The 21,994-nt window shown below is 69.3% G+C and carries 22 protein-coding genes and 1 pseudogene; 11 read left to right on the top strand and 12 right to left on the bottom strand.

Annotated elements, in window-relative coordinates; all coding sequences use genetic code 11:
- Positions 1–5: 5 nt before the first annotated feature.
- The 7 genes from V8246_RS03585 (at position 6) to V8246_RS03555 (ending at position 5,320) form a co-directional block, all read left to right on the top strand.
- Entirely contained in the window at positions 6–743 is a 738-nt protein-coding gene (locus tag V8246_RS03585) for a TerC family protein (RefSeq protein ID WP_336188324.1), read from the top strand.
- Positions 744–901: 158 nt separating this feature from the next.
- Complete coding sequence (locus tag V8246_RS03580) at positions 902–1,543, top strand: LemA family protein (RefSeq protein ID WP_336187936.1); 642 nt, start codon at positions 902–904, stop codon at positions 1,541–1,543.
- 18 nt (positions 1,544–1,561) lie between these two features.
- Positions 1,562–2,464 (top strand): TPM domain-containing protein, encoded by a 903-nt coding sequence (locus V8246_RS03575; protein WP_336187935.1) that lies wholly within the window; start codon positions 1,562–1,564, stop codon positions 2,462–2,464.
- On the top strand, positions 2,464–2,955 hold the full coding sequence (locus V8246_RS03570) for a TPM domain-containing protein (RefSeq protein ID WP_336187934.1): 492 nt from the start codon (positions 2,464–2,466) through the stop codon (positions 2,953–2,955). Before V8246_RS03575 ends, V8246_RS03570 begins: the two co-directional genes overlap by 1 nt.
- A 162-nt stretch (positions 2,956–3,117) precedes the next feature.
- Positions 3,118–3,996, top strand: coding sequence for a prolipoprotein diacylglyceryl transferase (gene lgt, locus V8246_RS03565; RefSeq protein WP_336187933.1), 879 nt, complete (start codon positions 3,118–3,120; stop codon positions 3,994–3,996).
- 28 nt (positions 3,997–4,024) lie between these two features.
- Entirely contained in the window at positions 4,025–4,819 is a 795-nt protein-coding gene (locus V8246_RS03560; RefSeq protein WP_336187932.1) for a thymidylate synthase, read from the top strand.
- Positions 4,820–4,825: 6 nt separating this feature from the next.
- The gene (locus V8246_RS03555) at positions 4,826–5,320 is read left to right on the top strand and encodes a dihydrofolate reductase (RefSeq protein ID WP_336187931.1); all 495 of its coding nucleotides are present in this window, start codon (positions 4,826–4,828) and stop codon (positions 5,318–5,320) included.
- 35 nt (positions 5,321–5,355) lie between these two features.
- On the opposite strand, the gene V8246_RS03550 is transcribed toward V8246_RS03555, so the two are convergent.
- From V8246_RS03550 to V8246_RS03510, 9 genes and pseudogenes are all read right to left on the bottom strand, one after another.
- On the bottom strand, positions 5,356–6,210 hold the full coding sequence (locus tag V8246_RS03550; protein WP_336187930.1) for a symmetrical bis(5'-nucleosyl)-tetraphosphatase: 855 nt from the start codon (positions 6,208–6,210) through the stop codon (positions 5,356–5,358).
- An 11-nt stretch (positions 6,211–6,221) separates the two neighbouring features.
- Positions 6,222–6,602 carry a Co2+/Mg2+ efflux protein ApaG gene (gene apaG, locus V8246_RS03545; RefSeq protein ID WP_271250466.1) on the bottom strand — a complete coding sequence of 127 codons (381 nt, stop codon included), beginning with the start codon at positions 6,600–6,602 and terminating at the stop codon, positions 6,222–6,224.
- Positions 6,603–6,658: 56 nt separating this feature from the next.
- On the bottom strand, positions 6,659–7,444 hold the full coding sequence (gene rsmA / locus V8246_RS03540; RefSeq protein ID WP_336187929.1) for a 16S rRNA (adenine(1518)-N(6)/adenine(1519)-N(6))-dimethyltransferase RsmA: 786 nt from the start codon (positions 7,442–7,444) through the stop codon (positions 6,659–6,661).
- A gap of 80 nt (positions 7,445–7,524) precedes the next feature.
- Positions 7,525–8,511 carry a 4-hydroxythreonine-4-phosphate dehydrogenase PdxA gene (gene pdxA / locus V8246_RS03535; RefSeq protein ID WP_336187928.1) on the bottom strand — a complete coding sequence of 329 codons (987 nt, stop codon included), beginning with the start codon at positions 8,509–8,511 and terminating at the stop codon, positions 7,525–7,527.
- A 19-nt stretch (positions 8,512–8,530) separates the two neighbouring features.
- Positions 8,531–9,841 (bottom strand): annotated as a pseudogene (locus V8246_RS03530) (peptidylprolyl isomerase); the annotation flags it as partial.
- Complete coding sequence (gene lptD, locus V8246_RS03525; protein WP_336187927.1) at positions 9,838–12,303, bottom strand: LPS assembly protein LptD; 2,466 nt, start codon at positions 12,301–12,303, stop codon at positions 9,838–9,840. The gene lptD and the pseudogene V8246_RS03530, both read right to left, overlap by 4 nt.
- A 126-nt stretch (positions 12,304–12,429) precedes the next feature.
- Entirely contained in the window at positions 12,430–13,338 is a 909-nt protein-coding gene (locus tag V8246_RS03520) for a histone deacetylase family protein (RefSeq protein WP_336187926.1), read from the bottom strand.
- Positions 13,339–13,453: 115 nt separating this feature from the next.
- Positions 13,454–14,011: a cob(I)yrinic acid a,c-diamide adenosyltransferase gene (locus tag V8246_RS03515; RefSeq protein WP_162110498.1), complete on the bottom strand. Its 558-nt coding sequence runs from the start codon at positions 14,009–14,011 to the stop codon at positions 13,454–13,456.
- Between the two features lie 16 nt (positions 14,012–14,027).
- A complete protein-coding gene (locus tag V8246_RS03510) occupies positions 14,028–14,630 on the bottom strand; it encodes a hypothetical protein (RefSeq protein WP_336187925.1) in 603 nt (200 codons plus the stop codon).
- An 83-nt stretch (positions 14,631–14,713) separates the two neighbouring features.
- Between V8246_RS03510 and ubiH the strand changes: the two genes are divergently transcribed.
- From ubiH to V8246_RS03495, 3 genes are read left to right on the top strand one after another with little or no spacing between them, the layout of a single operon-like run.
- The gene (gene ubiH, locus V8246_RS03505; protein WP_336187924.1) at positions 14,714–15,922 is read left to right on the top strand and encodes a 2-octaprenyl-6-methoxyphenyl hydroxylase; all 1,209 of its coding nucleotides are present in this window, start codon (positions 14,714–14,716) and stop codon (positions 15,920–15,922) included.
- Positions 15,919–17,106, top strand: a complete 1,188-nt coding sequence (locus tag V8246_RS03500; protein WP_336187923.1) for a UbiH/UbiF family hydroxylase — start codon at positions 15,919–15,921, stop codon at positions 17,104–17,106. Before ubiH ends, V8246_RS03500 begins: the two co-directional genes overlap by 4 nt.
- Positions 17,107–17,161: 55 nt before the next feature.
- Complete coding sequence (locus V8246_RS03495; RefSeq protein ID WP_336187922.1) at positions 17,162–18,289, top strand: Gfo/Idh/MocA family oxidoreductase; 1,128 nt, start codon at positions 17,162–17,164, stop codon at positions 18,287–18,289.
- A gap of 6 nt (positions 18,290–18,295) precedes the next feature.
- Here the strand turns inward: V8246_RS03495 and V8246_RS03490 are convergent, their stop codons facing one another.
- Entirely contained in the window at positions 18,296–19,018 is a 723-nt protein-coding gene (locus tag V8246_RS03490) for a hypothetical protein (protein WP_271250456.1), read from the bottom strand.
- A gap of 148 nt (positions 19,019–19,166) precedes the next feature.
- Between V8246_RS03490 and V8246_RS03485 the strand changes: the two genes are divergently transcribed.
- On the top strand, positions 19,167–19,940 hold the full coding sequence (locus V8246_RS03485; protein WP_336187921.1) for an SGNH/GDSL hydrolase family protein: 774 nt from the start codon (positions 19,167–19,169) through the stop codon (positions 19,938–19,940).
- A gap of 12 nt (positions 19,941–19,952) precedes the next feature.
- Here V8246_RS03485 and V8246_RS03480 read toward each other — a convergent pair whose 3' ends face one another.
- Together V8246_RS03480 and rlmM are read right to left on the bottom strand one after the other, a co-directional pair.
- Entirely contained in the window at positions 19,953–20,822 is an 870-nt protein-coding gene (locus tag V8246_RS03480) for an SMP-30/gluconolactonase/LRE family protein (protein ID WP_336188323.1), read from the bottom strand.
- A 107-nt stretch (positions 20,823–20,929) separates the two neighbouring features.
- Positions 20,930–21,982 carry a 23S rRNA (cytidine(2498)-2'-O)-methyltransferase RlmM gene (gene rlmM / locus V8246_RS03475; protein WP_336187920.1) on the bottom strand — a complete coding sequence of 351 codons (1,053 nt, stop codon included), beginning with the start codon at positions 21,980–21,982 and terminating at the stop codon, positions 20,930–20,932.
- Between the last annotated feature and the right edge of the window lie 12 nt (positions 21,983–21,994).

Genomic DNA, 21,994 nt, shown 5'->3' with positions numbered 1-21,994 from the left:
ACTCCCTGATGATGGAATTGCTTACCGATCCGCAGGTGTGGATCACGCTGGTCACGCTGAGTGCGATCGAGATCGTGCTGGGCATCGACAATCTGGTCTTCATCTCCATCGCGGTCAGCAAGCTGCCGCCGCACCAGCGCGAAGTCGCGCGCAAGTTCGGCATCGCCGTGGCGTGCATCACCCGCATCATGCTGCTGCTGACGCTGGCCTGGCTGGCCGGCCTGACCTCCGACCTGTTCACCCTGTTCGGCCAGGGCATTTCGGTGCGCGATCTGGTGCTGATCCTGGGCGGCGTGTTCCTGTTGGTGAAAGGCACCAAGGAGATCCTGGAGCTGGTGAAGGGCGAACCCGATTCGGAAGACGTGCACACCCGCCCTGCGGCGTCGTTCGCCGGCGTGATCGCGCAGATCGCCGTGATCGACATCGTGTTCTCGCTGGACTCGGTGATCGCGGCGGTCGGCATGGCCAACCACACGCCGGTGATGGTGGCCGCGATCCTGCTGGCCGTGGCGGTGATGCTGCTGGCGGCGCGTCCGCTGGGCCAGTTCATCGACAACAACCCCACCATCAAGATGCTGGCGCTGGCTTTCATCGTGGCGGTGGGTGCGTACCTGTTGCTGGACGGCTTCGAGATGCATATCCCGAAGGGCTACCTGTATGGCGCGATGGGCTTCTCGGCCGTGGTCGAATGCCTCAACCTGTGGGCCAAGAAGCGCGCCGGCCTGCGCATGCTGCGTGAATAGCTCCTCATTTCTCTCCTGATGTCGCGAAGGGCTCCCTCGGGAGCCCTTCCTTTTTCACGAAGGCCTAACGAAGCGTCTCCCGCAGCGCGTGCGCGCAGCTTGCGCCTTCATGGGCAAGGTGCTGGAATCGGCACGTCCGCCCAAGGGAGTGCCGTGCCATGCGCCAGGTGTCGCGTCTGTGGTTGCTCGTCGTGCTGGTCGCGCTGCTGTCGGGCTGCGGCTACAACGCCATCCAGCAGAAGGACGAGGCAGTGAAGGCCGGCTGGTCGGAAGTCCTGAACCAGTACAAGCGCCGTGCGGACCTGATCCCCAATCTGGTCAAGACCGTGCAGGGTTACGCCCAGCAGGAACGGCAGGTGCTGACCGACGTGACCAATGCGCGCGCCCGGGTCGGCCAGATCCAGGTGAACGCCGACGACGCCGCTTCGCTGGCGCAGTTCCAGCAGGCGCAGGGTGAATTATCCAGCGCACTGTCGCGCCTGCTGGTGGTGACCGAGAACTACCCCAACCTGAAATCCGATCAGTCCTTCCGCGACCTGCAGGCGCAGCTGGAAGGCACCGAGAACCGCATCACCGTCGCCCGCGGCCGCTACATCCAGACGGTGCAGGACTACAACACCTATATCCGCCAGTTCCCGCAGGTGGTCACCGCCAAGATCATCGGCGCCAAGGAAAAACCGAACTTCACCGTCGAGAACGAGGCGGCGATTTCCGAGGCTCCCGCGGTCGACTTCGGTTCGCCGCCGCCGGCCGCGCCGCAGGCGCCCACGCCGCCGCCTGCTCCGTCCCCGGACAACTGAGCCAAGGCCATCGCCGCCATGCTGCGCGCGCTGGCATGGTGCCTGCTGCTGGTCGCTGCGCCGGTCTGGGCACAGTCGCTGGCGGCCATTCCGGCGCTGGATTCGCCGGTGGTCGATACCACCGGCACGCTGGACGCCACACAGAAGCAGCAGCTCAAGCAACAGGCGCTGGCGCTGCAACAGCGCAAGGGCAGCCAACTGCAGGTGCTGATCGTGGCCAGCACGCAGCCCGAAGACATCTTCGATTACACCCAGCGCGTGGCCGACCAGTGGAAGCTGGGGCGCCAGGGCGTGGACGACGCGGTGATCCTGGTGGTGGCGAAGGACGACCGTCGGGTGCGCATCCATACCGGCTATGGCCTGGAGGGCGCGATTCCCGATGCCGTGGCCAACCGCGTCATCCAGGAATACCTGGTGCCGAAGTTCCGTGCCGGCGACTACGCCGGCGGCATCACCGACGCCACGGCCGTGCTGGTGAAACTGATCGATGGCGAATCGTTGCCGGCGCCCGTCAGCACGCACCGGTCGACGACGGGCGAAGGTTCCGGTGGCGACTGGCTCTTCGCGCTGTTCGCCGCGTTCGTGGTGGCGACCGTGGTACGGGGCATGTTCGGCCGCGCGCCGGCCGGGCTGCGCGGCCTGTTCACCGGTGGCGCTGCGGCGGGCGTGGCGCTGCTGCTGTCGTCGCTGATTCCGGCTGGCATCGCGGGCGTTTTCGGCCTGCTGTATGGGCTGGCCTCGGTGTCGACGCGGGGTGCCTACGCCCGTCATCGCGATTGGGGTGGCTGGGGTGGCGGCGGCGGAGGCTGGGGCGGCGGCGGGTTCGGAGGTGGGTTCGGAGGTGGCGGCGGCTTCGGGGGGGGTGGCTGGAGCGGTGGGGGCGGCATGTCGGGAGGCGGTGGCGCCTCGGGGAGTTGGTGATGCGCCTGCTGCGCCATCTGTTCGCACGCTCGTCGCGCCGGCTGTTCCCTGAGGACAGCCTGCATCGCATCACCGAGGCCATTGCGGCCGGCGAACGCCTGCACCGCGGCGAGGTGATGTTCGCGGTGGAAACCAACCTGCCGCCTAGCGCGGTGCTGGCAGGGGTGCAGGCCCGCGAACGTGCGCACGAGGTCTTCGTCCGTCTGCGCACCTGGGACACCGACGCCAACAACGGCGTGCTGATCTATCTGTTGCTGGCCGACCATCGCATCGAGATCGTCGCCGACCGCGGACTGGACGGGCGCGTCAGCGACGCGCAATGGAGTCAGGTCTGCCGGCTGATCGAGCAGGAAATGCGCGCCGGCCATCCGGAACGGGCGGTGATCGACGGCGTGCGTGCGGTCTCCGACCTGCTGGCGCTGCACTGGCCGCAGCAGGACGGCCAGTCCGACGAGGACGAACTGCCGAATCGGCCGGCGCTGCTGGATTGAAAGGCGACTTCGCAGAACGGAGCCTGCTCCGTGGGCCGGCAGTCCGACCCGGCATCCGGGGTCGGCCAGGCAAGCCCTGCGCTATGGCGGGAGTGGACGGATGCCCATCCGCATGCCCGCCTGGGGCAAAATAGGCGCTCCCCACCGGCCATGCCGAGGCGCATGATCTACCTCCACCAGATCGATCCGATCATCTTTTCGCTGGGGCCGGTCAAGCTGCACTGGTACGGCCTGATGTACCTGCTGGCCTTCGTCGTGGCCTGGTGGCTTGGACGCAGGCGGGCTTCACAGGGGCGCCTGCCGGGTGTCGATGCCGACGCATTCTCCGACCTGATGTTCTACGCCATGCTCGGCGTGGTGCTGGGCGGGCGCATCGGCTACGTGCTGTTCTATGGGTTCGGCACGTTCCTCGACAATCCGCTGTCGATCTTCAAGGTGTGGGAAGGCGGCATGAGCTTCCACGGCGGGCTGCTCGGCGTGATGGCCGCGGCGTTGTGGTGGTCGCGCCGGCACCGGCTGCATTTCTTTGACACGATGGATTTCGTGGCTCCGCTGGCCGCGCCGGGACTGGGTTTCGGGCGGCTGGGCAACTTCATCGGCGCGGAACTGTGGGGCAAGTACACCCAGGCCGGCTGGGGCGTGATCTTTCCGACCGATCCGGCGCTGCGCCATCTGGACGCGCTGCAGCTGAAGGCGCAATACGCCGCGGGTGCGTTGGATCCGTTCGCCCGCCACCCCTCGCAGCTTTATCAGGCCTTCCTCGAAGGGCTGGTGATGTTCGTCGTGCTGTGGACGGTGTCGCGCAAGCCGCGGCCGCGCTACCTCGTCTCGGGCCTGTTCGCGCTGATGTACGGCGTGTTCCGCTTCCTGATGGAGTTCGTCCGCGTGCCCGATGAAGGCCATTACGTGGCGTGGGGCTGGCTGACCAAGGGCCAGATCCTCAGCGTGCCGCTGGTGCTGCTGGGCCTGTACCTGCTGTGGCTGTCGCGACGCGCGCCGACGCTCCAGCCCGTCGTCCCCGCGCCGGTCGCCGGCAAGTGAACGTGAAGTCCCTCGCCGGAGAGCGCGCATGAAGCAATACCTCGACCTGCTGCGCCACGTGCTGGAGCACGGCGCCGAGAAGTCCGACCGCACCGGCACGGGCACGCGCAGCGTGTTCGGCTGGCAGATGCGCTTCGACCTGAACGAAGGCTTCCCGCTGGTCACCACCAAGAAGCTGCACCTGCGCTCGATCATCCACGAGCTGCTGTGGTTCCTGAAGGGCGAGACCAACATCGCGTATCTGAAGGACAACAAGGTCAGCATCTGGGACGAGTGGGCCGACGAGAACGGCGAACTCGGCCCGGTCTACGGCAAGCAGTGGCGCAGCTGGGAAGGCGCCGACGGCAAGACGGTCGACCAGATGCAGTGGCTGGTGGAGGAGATCAAGCGCAACCCGGATTCGCGCAGGCTGGTGATCAGCGCCTGGAACGTCGCCGAACTGCCGAAGATGGCGCTGATGCCGTGCCATTCGCTGTTCCAGTTCTACGTGGTCGACGGCAAGCTCAGCTGCCAGCTCTACCAGCGCAGCGGCGACATCTTCCTGGGCGTGCCGTTCAACATCGCCAGCTACGCGCTGCTGACGCATATGGTGGCGCAGGCGACGGGGCTGGGCGTCGGCGACTTCGTGCACACGCTGGGCGATGCGCACCTGTACTCGAACCACTACGAGCAGGCCCGGGAACAGCTGGCACGCACGCCCCGCGCGCTGCCCGCGCTGCGCCTCAATCCCGAGGTCACCGACCTGTTCGCCTTCACCTTCGACGACATCGAGATCCACGGCTACGATCCGCATCCGGCGATCAAGGCGCCGGTGGCGGTCTGAGCGCCCGTGCGCATCTCCCTGATCGCCGCGCTGGACCGTCATCGCGCCATCGGTCGCGACAACGACCTGCCGTGGCGCTTGCCGGACGATCTGAAGCGCTTCAAGGCGCTGACGCTCGGCAAGCCGGTGCTGATGGGACGCAGGACGGCCGAGTCGCTCGGGCGTGCGCTGCCCGGACGGTTGAATCTGGTGCTGACGCGCAGCGGACGCGTGCCGTTCGAGGGTATGCAGGCGGTCGCCTCGGTGGACGAGGCGGTCCGTATCGCGGTGGAGCAGGGGAGCGAGGAGCTTTGCGTGATCGGTGGCGGCGAGGTCTACGCGCTCACGCTGGGTCGCGCCGACGTGCTGCACCTCACCGAGGTCGATACCGAGGTGGAGGGCGCGCATGCGTTCTTCCCGGCCTTCGATCCGGCGGAATGGCATGAAGTCGCCCGCGAACCGCATCCGGCGGACGCGAAGCATGCCATCGGATTCGACTTCGTCGAGTACCGGCGCGTCTGACCGAACGTAGCGTGCGCATGGCGCACGCTACGCGCTCAATCCTTCGGCAGTTCGCCTTTGGGCGGAGGCGGTACGTCGCGGCCGGGCACCTGCACCAGCCGGATCTCGTCGGTGTCCAACTGCAGCGCGGTCAGCTTGCCGCCCCACACGGCGCCGGTGTCGATGGCATGCACGCCATGGCCGATCATCAGGCCCAGCGTGGACCAGTGGCCGCAGACGATCTTGAGGTCGCGCTCGGCGCGGCCGGGCACTTCGTACCAGGGGTATAGCCCCTGGGCCTGCCGGCCCGGTGCACCCTTCTCTTCGATCGCCATGCGCCCGCGCGGCGTGCAGTAACGCATGCGGGTGAGGACGTTGATGATGGCGCGTGAGCGGTCGTGGCCGGACAGGTGCGGCGCCCAGTTCGGCTTGTCGCCGTACATGTTGCGGAACAGCTTGCGGTAGCCATTGCCGTGCAGCTGCGCCTCGACTTCGCGCGCGTGCTTCTCGGCCAGGGTAATGGTCCACTTCGGCGCCAGCCCGGCGTGCACCATCATCCAGCCCAGCTCGCGGTCCACGTGCAGCAGCTTCTGCAGGCGCAGCCAGTCCAGCAGCACGCGCGCGTCGTCGGCCAGGACCACACGCTGCAGGTCGGGATTGACCTTGCGCTGCTCGTCCGGCGAGCGCTCGCCGATGGCGAGCAGGGACAGGTCGTGGTTGCCCAGCACGACGACACACTGTTCGCGCAGCGAATGCACCAGGCGCAGCGTTTCCAGCGACTGTCCGCCGCGGTTGACCAGGTCGCCGCAGAACCACAGCCGGTCTTGCGCGGGATCGAAGCGGATCTTCTCCAGCAGTCGCTGCGTGGCGTCGTAGCAGCCCTGCAGGTCGCCGATGGCCCAGACACTCATGCGCCGGGGCCTCAGTGCAGGGTCCGCGGGACGGACAGGGTGAAGGCGGCGATGGGGGCGTCGAAGCGGGTGCCGTCGTCGGCGAGCATGTCGTAGCGTCCCTGCATGGTCCCGAGCGCGGTCTCGAGGACGGCGCCGGAGGTATAGCGGAAATCCTCGCCCGGCCTCAGCCAGGGCTGTTCGCCCACCACGCCCTCACCGTGCACTTCCTGCACCTTGCCATTCGCGTCGGTGATCACCCAGTGGCGGCGCAGCAGCTGCGCGGGCACGCGCCCGCGGTTGTGGATGCGGATGGTGTACGCGAACACGTAGCGGCCGTCCTCGGGCGCGGACTGGTCGTCCAGGAAGCGCGTGGCGACGTCGACGTCGATGGCGTAGTCGGGGGAATCCATGCGTTCAGTGTATGCAATGGCACGTCAAAGCGGAAACGACGGCACGTTGCGTGCGGTCAGGATGCGTCGGGCTGGTTGGCCAGACGGATGAAATCGCTGACGGGCACCTGTTCCGCGCGCAGGTCGGGGCGCAGTCCCGCCGCTTCGATCTGCTCCACGCTGCAGGTGCCGGACAGCGCATTGCGCAATGTCTTGCGGCGCTGGCCGAATGCGGCGCGCACCACGTCCGCGAAGCGGCGGTGGTCGCGGATGCCCACCTGGTCGGCCGCGCGCGGCACCAGCCGCGCCACGGCCGAATCCACCTTCGGCGGCGGACGGAACGCGCCGGGAGGCACCACGAACAGGCTGTCCACGCGGCAGTAGGCCTGCAGCATCACGCTGAGGCGTCCGTACACCTTGCTTCCGGGTTCCGCGGCCATGCGGTCCACGACTTCCTTCTGCAGCATGAAGACCATGTCGCGGATGGACGCGGCGTGCTCGATGGCATGGAACAGGATGGGCGAGGACAGGTTGTAGGGCAGGTTGCCGACCAGGCGCAGCCTGTCTTCGCCCGCCAGCTTGCCGAAATCCACATCCAGCACGTCCTTGTGGATGATGGTGAGCCGGCCCACGCCTTCGGCGGCCTCCATCAGCGGCGTGATGAGATCGCGGTCGAACTCGATGGCGGTCAGTTCGCCGTGCCTGCGCAGCAGCGGGAAGGTGATGGCGCCCTGGCCCGGCCCGATCTCCACGAGACGGTCGCCCGGCTGGGGATTGACCGCCATGACGATCTTTTCGATGTAGGTGCGATCGGTCAGGAAGTGCTGGCCGAGGGACTTCTTGGGGGGAGCCTTGAAGGACATAGGGCGAGGAGTGAGTGTGGAGAAGTGAGAAGTGAGTGGGGCGGGTGGGAGGAACAGAGGTTGTAGATCTCGCTCACCCCTCACTTCTCCCCACTCACTCCTCGCGTTGAGGCCATGCGTGCGCAGGTGGCCACGGCGGCGAACAGGCTGGACGGATCCGCGGTGCCCTTGCCGGCCAGTTCGAGCGCGGTGCCGTGGTCGACGGCCACGCGGGGGTAGGGCAGGCCCAGGGTCAGGTTCACGGCCTGCTCGAACCCGCTGTACTTGAGCACCGGCAGGCCCTGGTCGTGGTACATCGCCACCACGGCATCGAAGCCGCGCAGCCTCTGCGGCAGGAACGCCGTGTCGGCCGGGAGCGGACCCACCAGGTCCAGGCCATCCGCCCGCAGCGTGTGCAGCACCGGCTCGATGACCTCGATCTCCTCCCGCCCCAGGTGGCCGGCTTCGCCCGCGTGCGGATTCAGCCCCAGGACCGCGATGAGGGGATGGGGAATACCGAAATCCGCCCGCAGCGCCGCGTGGGTGATGCGCAGCGCTTCCTCCAGCGTGGTGGACGTGATGGCATCCGGCACCTCGCGCAAAGGCAGGTGGGTGGTGACCAGCGCGACGCGGACGATCGCGTTGGCGAGCATCATCACCACCGGCCGGCCCGCGTGTTCGGCCAGCAGTTCAGTGGTGCCGGTGTAGGCGATGCCTCCGGCATTGATGGCGGCCTTGTGCACGGGACCGGTGACCAGGCCATCCAGTTCGCCGGTCAGGCAGGCGTCTGCTGCGCGCGTGAGCGCTTCGACGACGGCAGGCGAATTGCGCGGATCGGTGCGGCCGAATTCGGTGGGGACCGCATTGGGTATCGGCCGCAGGCGCAGGTCGCCCGGGCGCGCGGCGACCTGGTGCTCTTCGAGCAGTCTGAGAGGAAGCCCCAGCGCCTGCGCCGCTGCCGACAGCGTGGCCGCGTCGCCGAAAGCCAGCAGCGAGCAGTCCTGTCGCGGCTGTTGCACCAGCCGCACGCACAACTCGGGGCCGATGCCGGCCGGCTCACCCGGTACCAGCGCCAGCCGGGGGGTCATCTCAGCCGCCCGGCGTGGTCTCTGCGCGGTCGCCGGTGCGGAAGCTGACGTACGCCTCGCCTCGCAGCTCCTGCAGGAAGCGGTTGTACTCGTCCTCGGCCTTGCGACGGCCGATGGTTTCGCGGATCTGGGCGCGGCGGTTCTGGTCGGTCACGTCGGTCTGGCGGCTGCCGACGCGCTGGACGATGTGCCAGCCCGCGTCGGTGCGGAACGGAGCGCTGACCTGGCCATCCTGCAGGCCGCTGACCTGCTGGCCGAACGCCGGGCCGAAAGCGTCGGCCGGGAACCAGCCCAAGTCGCCGCCATCGTCGCGGCTGTTGGCGTCTTCGGTGGATTCCTTCGCCACTTCGACGAAGTCGGCGCCGCCGGCGATGCGTGCGCGCAGGGTGTCGATCTTGGCCTTGGCCGCGGCGGCATCCTGGGTCGGGGTGACGCGCACCAGGATGTGGCGCGCGTTGTATTCGGTGACCGAACGCTTCTCCATCTGCGCGGCATCGCGCACTTCCACCAGCTTCAGCAGCTGGAAGCCGCTGGGGCCGCGCAGCGGGCCCACCACCTGGCCGGGACTCATGCCCTTGAGCATCTCGACGAACGCCGTCGGGATCTCGTCGACGCTGCGCCAGCCCAGGTCGCCGCCTTCCAGCGCGTTGGGGCTGTCGGAGTAGCGCACCGCGGCGGCCGAGAAATCCAGCTCGCCCTTGTCGACCAGCGCCTTCACGCCATCGATCTTGCTCTTGCCGGTGCTGATCTGGTCGGCGCTGGCGCCGTCGGGCACCGCCACCAGGATATGGGCCAGGCGGTACTGCACGCCGGTGGCGGCCTGTGCGGCGATGGCTGCGTCCACTTCGCCTTCGCTCACCTGCACGCGCGACTGCGCATAGCTCTGGCGCAGGCGCTGGATGGTGATCTCGTCGCGCAGCGAGCTGCGGAACTCGTCGAAGGACATGCCATCGGCCTCGAGCCGCTGGCGCAGGCCGTCCGGGGTGGTGCCGTTCTGCTGGGCCACGGCATTGATGGCGTTGTTCAGTTCGGCGTCGCCGATGCGGATGCCGCTTTCGGTGGCGCGGGCTACCTGCAGCTTGACCAGCACCAGGCGCTCGAGCACCTGCCGCTCCAGCACCGCGCGCGGCGGCAGCTGGCCCGGTTGGTTGGCGTACTGGGCCAGCACGTTCTGCACGGCGCGGTCCATTTCGCTCTGCAGCACCACGTCCTCGTTCACCACGGCGGCGATGCGGTCCAGCGGCTGCAGGGTCTGCGCCATCACCGGCGTGGCGACGGTCGAGAGGGCCAGCAGGCCGGCAATCAGGAGGCGGGGAAACGGCTTGGTCATGGAATCGGATCCGGATCGTAGGAAGTATCGTCCGGTCGCTGCGCGATATTGCTAGGCGGGACGAGATAGAGGTCGTCTCGGTAGTAACCGAGGATAGCACGGCGCAGGGTACGCTCCGTGTCCTGGCCCGCCGAGCCCAGGCCCTTCAGGACGAACTCGACCTGGAAGCCGGTGTTCATGTCGCCGTCGCGGTTGCGCACGTAACGGCGCACCAGCGCGCGCACGGCCAGGCAGCAGCTGTCCCACTGCACGCCGGCCACGCCTTCCAGCAGGCCGGGCTCCTGGTTGGTGGCGGCATCGCGGTAGAACGAATGGTAGTAGCGGCCCACCACGCTCCACGCCGGCGTGACCGGATACAGGAACGAGAAGTCGGCCTGTTCGAGCAGGTCGCGGCGACGCCGATAGGTGATGTTGACCACGCCGTCGTCGGGCAGCAGGTAGCGCGCGCGCACGCTGGCCAGGTCCTCGCGGCGGAATTTGGGGTCCCACTGGTAGGACGCGCCGATGGTCCAGCGGTCGGTCGGCGCATAGTTGGCGTCCACCACCCACGCCGACTTGCCCTTTTCCAGCGGCACCTCACCGGGGAGGACGACGCGGCTGTCGTCGAAGTAGCGGATCTGGCCGATGCTGGCCGACAGCCGCTCGAAGCCGTCCTTCTGCCGCAGCAGCCGCGTGGACAGCGCCAGGGTCAGCTGGTTGGCGTCGGTCTGGCGATCCGGGCCGGTGTAGCGGTTGTCGCGGAACAGCTGGCCGTAGCTGAAGTTGAACGGGCGCGTGTCGAAGATCGGCAGGCCGTCCTGTTCGCGATAGGGCGCCTTCAGATAGAACAGCCGCGGCTCCAGCGTCTGCAGGAAACGGTCGCCCTTGATCTCGGTTTCGCGGTCGAAGTACACGCCCGCGTCCAGCGAGCCGATCGGCAGGCTGCGGCTGGGGGAGCGGTTGTAGAACTCGGCGATCTGCGCCGGCGACAACTGGTCGGCATCCAGCCCGTAGGCCGCGCTTGCCTGGCGCACCGCGACGCTCTGCGCCAGTTCGGCATCGAGCCGGTACTCGGTGTGCCGGTACGCCAGCGTCGGGGTGACGTACCACGCCGCGCCCTGAAGCGGGAAGGAGAGGGTGGGTTTGATGTCCAGCCGGCTGCCGTCGCCCCATTCGTTGTGCTGGAACCTCACCGCCTCGACATGACCGCCGACGTTGATCCAGCGGCTGAGCGGCTGGTTCCAGTTGAGGTAGGCGCGCGGCAGGCGGTTGTAGGGCAGGGAGGCTTCGCTGCTCAGATAGTCCGACAGCTGCCACTGATCGGCCATCACGCCGGCACTCCAGAACTCGCCCGCGCCGTAGACGCCGGCCGTACTGGTCACCGAGGAATACGCCTGCCCGTAAAGCGAATTGCCGAAATCTTCCTGATAGCGCGCATCGCTCAGCCAGATCAGGTTGGCGCGCGCCTGCCAGTTGCGGCTGAAGCGATGGCTGCCCTCGAAGGAGAAGAAGCCGCGCCCGTCGTCCGGATCCGGGTTGTTCGGATTTTTGTCGTCGTAGTCCGCCTCACCCATGCGGTCGCGGACCAGGTCGTCCTTGTTCATCCAGGTACCCTGGATTTCGCCGCGTCCCTTTTCGTACAGGTAGCGGAACTCCGCGCCCATCTGGAACCCGCGCTCGCTCATGTAGCGCGGCTCCAGCGTCGCGTCGTAGTTCGGCGCCAGGTTCAGGTAGATCGGCTGCTTCCAGTCGAAGCCGTTGCGGCCGGACAGGCCGACAGCCGGGTACAGCAGGCCGGTGTGGCGTTGGTCGTCGATCGGGAACTTCAGGTACGGCACGTACAGCACCGGCACCTTGCCCAGCCGGATCGTCGCCCCGCGCGCGACGCCCCAGCCGTCGTCGGTGTTGATGTCGATGCGCCGCGAGCGCAGTTCCCAGCGGCGGTCCTCGGGATCGCAGGTGGAGTAGGTGGAGTGCAGCAGGCTGCCTTCCGGCCCCTTCATGTCGATGCGGTCGGCGCCGCCGTTGCCGCGACGGGACACCAGCTGGTAGCGCACGTTGTCGATCTGGTGCGTATCGGCGCCCTGGTCGCCGCGCGCGCTGTCGGCCATCAGACGGATGCCGGCATCCTGGTAGCGGATGTGGCCGTCGGCGACGTAGGTGTCCTTCTCCTGGTCGTACTTCAGGTTGTCCGCGCCGAGGAACTGGTCGCCGCGGCTGAGCGCCACGTTGCCCTGGTACTCCAGATTGGTCTCCGTCCCGCCCAGGCTGTCGCCTTCGATGGAGGTGGGCTGCTCGGCACGCTGCTCGCGCGTGGCCTGGGCATTGCCGGGCGCAGGCGCCTGCGGCGCCTCGCCGAATGCCGGAACCGCGTCCTGGATGGGACACAGCGCCCAGCTTTCGGGCTTCTCATCGTCGGCCAGCGCGGGCAGGCACAGGGCGATGCTGAGGGGTAACGGTAGCAGGCGGAGGGCAGGGCGCACGCGTTACTGGGCTCGCTGTCGGACGAAAAACGGCCGTTAGCTTGCCCCATCCCATGCATGCGGGCAATGAAGGCCCCGGGACGATGTCGGGCGGGGTTCAGCGACCGGCGGGCGGACCCGTCCGGCTCAGCGCAACGCCTCCACATGGACCACGGTGCACTCGCGCAGGGCGTCCAGGTCGTAGCCGCCTTCGAGCATGGACACGATCTTTCCGCCAGCATGCCGTTCGGCCACCTCGCGCAGCTGCCGGGTCAGCCAGCCGAAGTCCTCGGTCTCCAGCATCAGGTCCGCCAGCGGGTCGCGCATGTGCGCGTCGAACCCGGCCGAGATCAGCAGCAGCTGCGGCCTGAAGTCGTCCAGCGCGGGCAGCAGTTCGTCCGCCCAGGTGTTCTGGAAGCGGAAGCCCCCGCTGCCCGGCGGCAGCAGGGCATTGAACACGTTGCCCACGCCGCGCTCGTAGGGCGCGCCGCTGTGCGGGTAGATGCCCGATTCGTGGCTGCTGAAATAGGCCACGCGCGGATCGTTGTAGAAGATGGCCTGGGTGCCGTTGCCGTGGTGGACGTCGAAGTCGATGACGGCCACGCGCTCCAGCCCATGCCTGTCGAGGGCATAGGCCGCCGCCACGGCGATGTTGTTGAACAGGCAGAAGCCCATGGCCGCCGTGCCGGTCGCATGGTGGCCGGGTGGGCGCACTGCGCAGAAGGCCGCGCGGTCCTCGCCGTTCATCACCGCATCCACTGCCGCCACGCCGGCGCCCGCGGCCCGCAGCGCGGCTGCGCGCGAGGCCGGACACATCACCGTATCCGGGTCGAGCATGCGGTAGCCGGCCACATCGGCCTCCAGCACCTCGTGCACCAGCGCGTCGTCGTGCACCCGGCGCAGGTCGCCCAGCTTCACGATGGGCGCCTCGCGCCAGTCGGCATCGCCGTGCTGCCCGCGCAGCGCCTCCAGCACCGCTTCCAGCCGTGCCGGCCGCTCCGGGTGCTCGGGGCCCGGATCGTGCAACAGGCAGGCGGGATGGGTATAGATGATCACGATGCCGGCGTTGCCCTCGACGGGGCGGGAACCGCCTCTCCCGGGTGGATGTCCGGGTCCATTCTATGCGCGGCCCGGCAGGGGCCGGCACTCGACCTTGGGAGCAGGCCCGCGGCTATGCGTGCCGGCGTTCGTGCTTCCACAGCACTTCGCCCTGGCCGTCGGCGCGGGCCAGCACCCGGGCCAGGACGAACAGCAGGTCGGACAGCCGGTTGAGGTAGCGGATCGCTTCCGGCCGCACGGCGTCGTGGCGGGCCAGGGTGACCGTCTCGCGCTCAGCCCGGCGCACGATGGTGCGGGCCAGGTGGCAACGCGAGGCGGCCTCGCCCCCCGCCGGCAGGATGAAGTCCTTCAGCGGCGGCAGATCGTCGTTGTAATGGTCCAGCTGCCGCTCCAGCGCCTCGACATCGTCGCCGGTGATGGCGGCATGCCCGGGGATGCACAGCTCGCCGCCCAGGTCGAACAACTGATGCTGCACGGTGGTCAGCAGGGCGCGGATGTCGTCGGCCACGCTGGGTACGGCCAGCAGCACGCCGATGGCCGAATTGGCTTCGTCCACCGTGCCGTAGGCGGTGACGCGCGCGGAGTCCTTGCCCACGCGCGTGCCGTCGCCCAGCCCGGTACTGCCATCGTCGCCGGTGCGGGTGTAGATCTTCGAGAGGCGGTTGCCCATCCGGATGGCGGCCCGGTCAGCCGGCAGCGCGCGCGCGCGGACGGGCCAGGCGCACGACCTGGCCGACCATCACGTGCACGATGACCGCCAGGCCCACGTAGAGCGCGGCCACGCGCAGGTAGGGGAGGTACCAGTCGCTGAAGTTCTTCCACCAGCCGGCGAGGGTGGGCTCGGCGATGACCGCGCTCAGCCAGTAGAAGCTGCCCTGGCTGAGCAGGTGGCAGACGGTCACCGACGCCAGCAGGCTGCCGATCAGCAGGGCCAGCGTGCGGCCGTGGTGCGCGGTCTGATAGCGGCGCAGCAGCGTGCCACCGGCCCACAGTGCGCCGTACGCCGGCAGCAGGAACCAATACGCCGGCGACACGCAATAGTGCGTCCAGAAGTTCATGCCCTGGCCACTGATCACCACATAGTCGACCGCCACCGCCGCCGCCATGAACAGCGGGAACGCCCAGCGCGACCAGCCGCGCAGGTAGTAGCCGCCGATGAAGAACGCGGCCCAGCTGGCATCGGGCAGGGGCCCGAGGTGGCCGAACGTGGTGGGCAGGTGCAGGCGGGTGAGGACCAGCAGAGCGGCGACCAGCGCCATCACGAGGGCGCGTTGCGAAGTGGTGTTCATCAGGCACGGTTCCGGAGACTCAGCCCCGCATTCTACCGGAGCCGGCCGGTCGGGGTCCGCAGGGCGGGCGCTATCATGTCGGCATGACAGATCGGCATGACGTAGTGATCGTGGGCGGTGGGCTGGTGGGTGCCAGTCTTGCCATCGCCCTGGTGCGCCAGGGCGTGGAGGTGGGCCTGGTGGAAGCGGCACCTGCCGGGCAGATGCCGGCGGTATTCGACCAGCGCAACCTCAGCTTCGCAGCGGCGACGGTCAATGCGCTGACCGCGCTGGGGGTGATGCAGCAGCTGCGCACGCCCACCGGGCCGATCCGCCGCATCCACATCAGCCGGCAGGGGGATTTCGGTCGGGTCCGGCTGGAGGCGCAGGACTACGGCCGTGCCACGTTCGGCCAGGTGGTCGTGGCGCGCGACTTCGGCGAAGCGCTGGAAGCCCGGCTGGCCGGCCTGTCGGGGCTGACCCGGTACCGGCCGGCGCGTTTCGTCGGCTTCGCCCCGGACGAAGCCGGCCATCGCGCGCTGCGGATCGCCGATGCCGGGGGCGAGCGCACATTGCATGCCCGCCTGGTGGTGGCCGCCGATGGAACCCGCAGCGCCGTGCGAGAGGCACTGGGCATCGGTGTGGACGAGCACGATTACGGCCAGACCCTGTTCGTCGCCCGCGTGCGGGCCACGCAGGCGCCGGACGGCACCGCGTACGAGCGCTTGGGCGACGACGGCCCGACCGCGCTGCTCCCGCGTGGCGATCGCCACTGGGGCGTCGTGCACGGCGTGGCGCGCGAGCAGGCCGAGACCGTGGCCGCCCTGGACGAAGCGGCCTGGCTGGCGCGTCTGCAGCACGCGGTCGGTTGGCGCATTGGCCGGCTGGTCGCCAGCGGCGAGCGCAGCGCGTATCCCATCGTCCGCGTCGTCGCGCAACGGCTGGTCGCCGACCGCGCGGTCGTGCTGGGCAATGCGGCGCAGACGATCCATCCGATCGGCGCGCAGGGCTTCAACCTGGGCCTGCGCGATGCCCTGACGCTGGCCGAGGAGATCGCGCGCGGTGACGATCCGGGCGCCGCCTCCCGCCTGGCCGCCTATGCGGCGCGGCGGCGCGAGGATCGCGAACGCACGCTCGCGTTCTCCGACGGCCTGGCACGCCTGACGGCCAACCCTTCGCCCCTGCTGAAGCCCGTGCGCAGCGCAGGCCTGGTGGCCATGGAAGCGCAACCCTCGCTGCAGGCGTTCCTGGTGGGGGGCGCGATGGGCTTCCGCGGCGACGTGCCGGCGCTCTGCCGGGTAGAGGCGGCATGAAGCGGCGCGGACAGATCGACGTGGCCGTCGTCGGCGGCGGCGTGGTGGGTGCGGCCTGCGCGCTGGTGCTGGCGCGCGAGGGGCTGGAGGTGATGCTGGTCGAAGGCCGCGAGCCGCCGCGCTGGTCGCCGTCGCAGCCGGATCTGCGGGTGTATGCCTTCGCGCCCGACAACGCGGCGCTGCTCGACGCGGCCGGCGTATGGGACGCAGTGCGCGGTGCGCGCGCGCAGCCCTACCGACGCATGCGCGTCTGGGACGCGGCGGGCGGCGGCGAACTGCGCTTCGATGCCGATGCACTGGGACGCACGCAGCTGGGCTGGATCGTCGAGAACGCACTGCTGGTCGATCGGCTGTGGGCCGCGCTGCCGGCGGCTGGCGTGCAGGTGCGTTGCCCGGCGCGCGTGGAGGCGATGGAGCAGGACGCGGGCAGCGTGACGCTGCGGCTGGACGACGGCACGCGTATCGATGCGCGGCTGGCGGTGGCCGCCGACGGCGGCGATTCCACGCTGCGGCGTCTGGCCGGGCTGGAGGTCGCCGCACACGATTACGCGCAGCGTGGCGTGGTGGCGTTCGTGCGCACCGGGGAGCCGCACGAGGACACCGCGTGGCAACGCTTCCTGCCGAGGGGGCCGCTGGCCTTCCTCCCGTTCGCGGACGGCCTCAGCTCCATCGTCTGGACGTTGCCCGACGCGGAGGCCGAGCGTGTACTGGCGCTTGATGAAGCCAGCTTCGGTCGGGAGCTGACGCAGGCCATGGGCGGTCAGCGCGGCGAAGTGGTCCTGGCCTCGCCACGCGCCGCGTTCCCGTTGAAGCGCCAGCTGGCCCGGGACTATGTCGCCGGGCGGGTGATCGTCGCAGGCGATGCCGCGCACGTGGTCCATCCGCTGGCGGGGCAAGGCGTCAACCTGGGCCTGCGCGATGTCGCGGCGCTGCGCGACGGCATCCGTGCCGCCACCACCAAGCGCGCCGACTGGGATGCGCCGCACCGGCTCGAGCGCTGGGCGCGCCAGCGCCGCAGTGAGAATGCGACCGCGGCCCATGCCTTCGACGGCATCAACCGTCTGTTCTCCAACGACGAGATGCACCTGACCCTGTTGCGCGGGCCGTTGCTCGGCCTTGCCGGCAAGCTGCCACCCCTGGTGGACTTCTTCTGGCGGCACGCGGCGGGCCAGCGCGGGCGTTGACGACATCGGCTGCAGGCATGCGGTAGCCTCGGGATTCCCCCACGAGGCCGCCGCGATGAACGACGACGCTTCTTCCGTGCACGATCCCGCCCGCCGGCGCCTGCTGGGCACCCTGGCGGCGGCCGGCCTGGCAGGCGTGATGCCGCGCGTGCACGCCAAGCGTTCGCGACCGCTCGGCGTCGCCCTGGTCGGCCTGGGTTACTACAGCCGCGACCTGCTGGCGCCCGCGTTGCAGGCGACGAAGCACTGCCGCCTGGCCGGCATCGTCACCGGCACGCCCGCGAAGGCGGCGGAGTGGCAGCGGCGACACGGCATTCCCGATCGCAACGTCTACGACTATGCAGGCTTCGACCGCATCGCCGACAACACGGACATCGACGTGGTCTACGTCGTCCTGCCGAATCATCTGCACAAGCCGTTCACCCTGCGCGCGGCCGCCGCGGGCAAACACGTGTGGTGCGAGAAGCCGATGGCGATGGACGCAGCCGAAGCGCGCGCGATGATCGACGCCTGCCGGCAGCACCGCGTGCAGCTGGCGATCGGCTACCGCATGCAGCACGAACCCAATACGCAGGCGGTGATGGCGCTGGCGAAGTCCCGGCCGTTCGGCCGCTTGAGGCACATCCGCGCCGAGGCCGGTTTCCATGGGTTCGACGGCGCCAGCCGCGATACCTGGCGCCTGGACGCGGCGCGCGGCGGCGGCGCGATGTACGACATGGGCGTCTACGCGCTCAATGCCGCGCGCTACACCACCGCTGCCGAACCGGTCGCGGTCACCGCGACCTCGTCGGTGGAACGGCCGGAGATCTTCCGCGGTGTCGACGAGACGATGCGCTTCCGCCTCGAATTTCCGGACGGCGTGACCGCCGCGTGCGAAACCAGCTTCGGCCGCAACCTCAACCTGCTGCGCGCCGAGTGCGAGGAAGGCTGGTACGAACTGTCGCCGTTCCAGGCGTACGAAGGCGTGCGTGGCCAGGCCAGCGACGGGCGCCGCTTCGACGCTGTGATCGGCGCCACGCCCGCGCAGCAGGCGCGGCAGATGGATGCCGATGCGCTGGCCATCCTGGAACGTCGTCCGCCGCGCGTGCCCGGCGAGGAGGGCTGGCGCGACATGCTCGCCCTGGATGCGATCTTCGCGTCCGCGCGCGCCGGAGGAAGGCGGGTGGAGATCGCGTCCGCCTGAATCCTGTCAGCCCGGGATGAACGGGAACACGATCTTCAGCAGGCCCTTGAGCCCGCCCTCGGCGGTACTCGTGACGGCTTTCGCGCCCAGGCTGTTGAGCGCATTGCGCGCGTCCTGCCAACGCAGCTTGGAGACGTCCTTCTTCAGCAGGTCGGCCACTTCTTCGGCCGTGGGGGTCAGCTTCTTCAGTTCCGCCACGACGGACGCAGGATCCGTCTGCAGGTAGCCCCAGCGCTCGGCGATCGCCAGCAGGGTGTCGAAGCGCACCGCGACGACCTCGCGGTTGCGCTCGTACACCGGTAGCGCGCCCACGTCGAGGATGGCCTGTTCGAACTGCTGGTGGTCGTCCGGATGCTCGATGCGGATGGCGAGGAAGCCGTCCTTGCGGCTGCGTTCGCTGACATGCTTCGCGCCGGCCTTCAGGTTGGCCTCGGTCAGCACGGTCGCCACGATGCGCTGCAGGGCCGCATCGCGTTCCTCCGGCACCAGCGCCCGCCAGCGCGCATAGCCGTCGCGACGCAGCGCCTTGACCTTGGCGGGCGTCACGCGCAGCTTGCCGGCGACCGTGAAGTTGGATTCGTCGCGGCCGATGGCGCCATCGCGCTCCAGCAGGACGAAGATCAGCAACTCCAGGTCGCGCTTGGTCAGCGACTGGAACCCCTGCAGCAGGGTCAGACGGAGGAACTCGTTGCCGAAGCCGGCGGGGTCCTTGAGGGAGAGGGGATTCATGACGCTCCTTCGCTGTCGGGCCAGTATGTCCGGGCCGGATTGCAGGGACTGAGACTAACCGATCGCACGCCATGGCCGACGACGTGCCAGGTGCCGCGCGGCGTGGGATCGCGTAGGGTACGCCAGCCCCACTCACTGGAACTCGATCATGCCCTTCCTGCGTTGCGCCCTGTTGCTTGTTCCCTTGCTGACGGCCGCTGTCGCCCGGGCGGAGACGCAGGCACCGGCGGTGGATCCGGACTACATCGCCCCGGCGGCATCGCTGCCGCCCGAGCGCGTGCAGGGCCTGCAGCAGCGCCTGCTCGACTGGCCCGGCCTGACGCGCTATCGGGACGACAACGCGCGCCTGCCCGCGCACGAAGCGGGCCGCGTGGTGTTCTACGGGGATTCCATCACCGACGGGTGGGGGCGCATGACGGACACGACGTTTTTTCCGGGCAAGCCGTACGTCAACCGCGGCATTTCCGGGCAGACCACGGCGCAGATGCTGGTGCGCTTCCGCCAGGACGTGATCGCGCTGAACCCGGAGGTGGTGGTGATCCTGGCCGGGACCAACGACATTGCCGGGAATACCGGACCGGCCACGCAGCGCATGATCGAGGACAACCTGCGTTCGATGGTGCAGCTGGCGCAGGCCAACGGCATCGGCGTGGTGCTGGCATCCGTGCTGCCCGCCAGCGCCTACCCTTGGCGACCGGGCTACCGACCGGCCGAGCCGATCAAGGCGCTGAACCAATGGATCGAGACCTACGCGCGCGCGTCGGGGGCCGTGCATCTGGACTATCACCGGGCCATGGCCAACGCCGAAGGCGGGCTGGATGCCCGGCTGGCCGCGGATGGCGTGCATCCCACGCCGGCCGGCTATGCGGTGATGGCGCCGCTGGCCCAGCGGGCGATCGAGGACGCGCTCGGCCGCAAGTGAGCGGCCGCGGCGTTACGGGCCGGTTTCGCGCCCGGGCAGTGCCGTACGGAAGGCTTCGATGGCGCCACGGTCCTGCAGGGTGACGAACACCGTGCGTCCGTCGGGCCCGCCGAAGGCAACGTTGGTCGGCTTGCGTCCCTTGAGCCGCACTTCGTGCAGCAGCTCGCCCTGCGGCGACACCACCGCCACCGTGCCGGCCCCGTACCGGGCGATGTAGAGGTTGCCCCGCACGTCGGTGCGCATGCCGTCCAGGCCATGGTCCGGAAAGGTGATCAGCAGGCGCTTGCCGGATATCCCGCCGCTGGCGTCCAGGTCGTAGGCCCACACGCGCCGCTGCACGCTCTCGTTGACGTACAGCACGTCGCCCTTCGGGCCGACCTCCACGCCATTGGTGGTGCCCATGCCGGTTTCCAGCAGCGCGGCCCTGCCATAGGGCAGGATCCGCCACAGCTGGCCGGTGCCGGTGCGCCAGTCCGGGTCGCTGGCGTAGAACATCCCGTTCGGCGCGAAGGCGAGGTCGTTGGGCTGGTGCGCGCCCGACAGGGTGGCGAACACGCCCACCGAGCGGTCGCGTGGATCGATGCGAAGGATCTGGTGGCCGGTGTAGTCGGCCACGTACATGAAGCCGTCGGTATCGAAGCGGATGCCGTTGCCGGTGCTGCCCTCGGGCAGCGTCATGAACAGGTCCGCGCGTCCGCTGCCATCGGCATCGAAGGTCACCCGCCCGATCGTGCCGCCGCGGCCGAAGCCCACCGCATACAGCGCACCGTCCGGACCGAAGGCCGGGCCCTCGATGCCTTCACCGAACGCGCCGTCACCGACGACATCGCGCGCGACGTACAGCGCTTCCTCCGCAGCGCCGGTGCGGGCGGGCGTGCCCATGTGGGTGCAGCCGGCCAGCAGCGCGGCAAGGAGTGCCGCCACGATGCGTGTGGACCCGGGTGACGTCATCGGTTTCCCCTCGGGGGCGCGCAGTGGGTCTGCACGTGTCAGCCCGGCGTTGCGAACACGGTGATCTCTTCGCGGTCGTGGTACAGCTGGCGTGCGCGGATCTCCAGTGGCCGGCCGGCCTGGTCCGCGAACAGCTCCAGGCAGAGCTTGGTCTCGTCCCAGCGCTTCTTCATCGGCAGCTTGAGGTTGAACACGGCGTGCCGGCACCAGCCTTCGCGGAACCACTGCGCCATGCGCTCGGCGACGCGCCGTGGCTGCTCGACCATGTCGCAGACCATCCAGTCCAGCGGTTGCGGTGGCTTCCAGTGGAAGCCGTCCGCGCGCAGGTGCTCGACCAGGCCCGTGGCCAGCACGTGCTCGCGCAAGGGGCCGTTGTCGACGCTGGTCACGCGCAGGTGGTGGCGGGTGAGCACCCAGGTCCAGCCGCCGGGCGCGGCACCCAGGTCGGCGGCGGTCATGCCGGGCTTCAGCAGTGCCTCGCGCTGGGCATCATCGAGCAGGGACAGGAAGGCTTCCTCCAGCTTCAGTGCCGAGCGCGAAGGCGCATCCGGCAGCAGCTTCAGGCGCGGGATGCCGAGCGGCCACGGCGCGCTGTCGCGCGCGTCCGCCGCGCACAGGAACAGGTGGTCGCCCTGCACGAACACCACGTGCAGGCGCGGCAGGCGCGCATCGTCTTTCTCGGTGAGGAACCCGGCCTTGCGCAACGCCGGACGCAGCGCGTTGCCGAAACTGCGCGCCAGTCCCGCCAGCGGCTTGGCGCTGTCCGAGTCCGGATGCTCCACCCACAGGTCACCGTAGCGCCCGCCGCCGGCCAGGGCGGCGAGAAGGGGCGTGATGCGGTCCTTCGGGTCGATGCCGCGCAGCTCGGCCAGCAGCCGCAGCTTCTGCCGCGCGAAGATCAGCTCGCGCCAGGGCAGGGCGCGGTCGAGCGCCTGCGCTTCCCCGCACACGAACACCACGTGGCCATCGTTGCGCTGCGCGCGGGCATAGCCGGCGAAGCCGGCCAGCGCGGCGCGCTCGGTCAGCTCGGCGGCAAGTTCGGGTTCGAATCCCTGGCGGCAATAGGCCAGCAGGCCGGTCGTCGATGACATGGCACGGTCGCG

The sequence above is a fragment of the Pseudoxanthomonas sp. F11 genome, from assembly GCF_037046485.1.
Taxonomy (GTDB): Bacteria; Pseudomonadota; Gammaproteobacteria; order Xanthomonadales; family Xanthomonadaceae; genus Pseudoxanthomonas_A.
This window is presented reverse-complemented; position numbering and strand designations above follow the sequence as displayed.

Coding starts and splice junctions, on each gene's coding strand:
- V8246_RS03580 (WP_336187936.1), top strand. CDS start 902: ATGCGCCAGGTGTCGCGTCTGTGGTTGCTCGTCGTGCTGGTCGCGCTG.
- V8246_RS03575 (WP_336187935.1), top strand. CDS start 1,562: ATGCTGCGCGCGCTGGCATGGTGCCTGCTGCTGGTCGCTGCGCCGGTC.
- V8246_RS03570 (WP_336187934.1), top strand. CDS start 2,464: ATGCGCCTGCTGCGCCATCTGTTCGCACGCTCGTCGCGCCGGCTGTTC.
- lgt (WP_336187933.1), top strand. CDS start 3,118: ATGATCTACCTCCACCAGATCGATCCGATCATCTTTTCGCTGGGGCCG.
- V8246_RS03560 (WP_336187932.1), top strand. CDS start 4,025: ATGAAGCAATACCTCGACCTGCTGCGCCACGTGCTGGAGCACGGCGCC.
- V8246_RS03550 (WP_336187930.1), bottom strand. CDS start 6,210: ATGAGTGTCTGGGCCATCGGCGACCTGCAGGGCTGCTACGACGCCACG.
- apaG (WP_271250466.1), bottom strand. CDS start 6,602: ATGGATTCCCCCGACTACGCCATCGACGTCGACGTCGCCACGCGCTTC.
- rsmA (WP_336187929.1), bottom strand. CDS start 7,444: ATGTCCTTCAAGGCTCCCCCCAAGAAGTCCCTCGGCCAGCACTTCCTG.
- pdxA (WP_336187928.1), bottom strand. CDS start 8,511: ATGACCCCCCGGCTGGCGCTGGTACCGGGTGAGCCGGCCGGCATCGGC.
- V8246_RS03515 (WP_162110498.1), bottom strand. CDS start 14,011: ATGGGCAACCGCCTCTCGAAGATCTACACCCGCACCGGCGACGATGGC.
- V8246_RS03510 (WP_336187925.1), bottom strand. CDS start 14,630: ATGAACACCACTTCGCAACGCGCCCTCGTGATGGCGCTGGTCGCCGCT.
- ubiH (WP_336187924.1), top strand. CDS start 14,714: ATGACAGATCGGCATGACGTAGTGATCGTGGGCGGTGGGCTGGTGGGT.
- V8246_RS03500 (WP_336187923.1), top strand. CDS start 15,919: ATGAAGCGGCGCGGACAGATCGACGTGGCCGTCGTCGGCGGCGGCGTG.
- V8246_RS03495 (WP_336187922.1), top strand. CDS start 17,162: ATGAACGACGACGCTTCTTCCGTGCACGATCCCGCCCGCCGGCGCCTG.
- V8246_RS03490 (WP_271250456.1), bottom strand. CDS start 19,018: ATGAATCCCCTCTCCCTCAAGGACCCCGCCGGCTTCGGCAACGAGTTC.
- V8246_RS03485 (WP_336187921.1), top strand. CDS start 19,167: ATGCCCTTCCTGCGTTGCGCCCTGTTGCTTGTTCCCTTGCTGACGGCC.
- V8246_RS03480 (WP_336188323.1), bottom strand. CDS start 20,822: ATGGGCACGCCCGCCCGCACCGGCGCTGCGGAGGAAGCGCTGTACGTC.
- rlmM (WP_336187920.1), bottom strand. CDS start 21,982: ATGTCATCGACGACCGGCCTGCTGGCCTATTGCCGCCAGGGATTCGAA.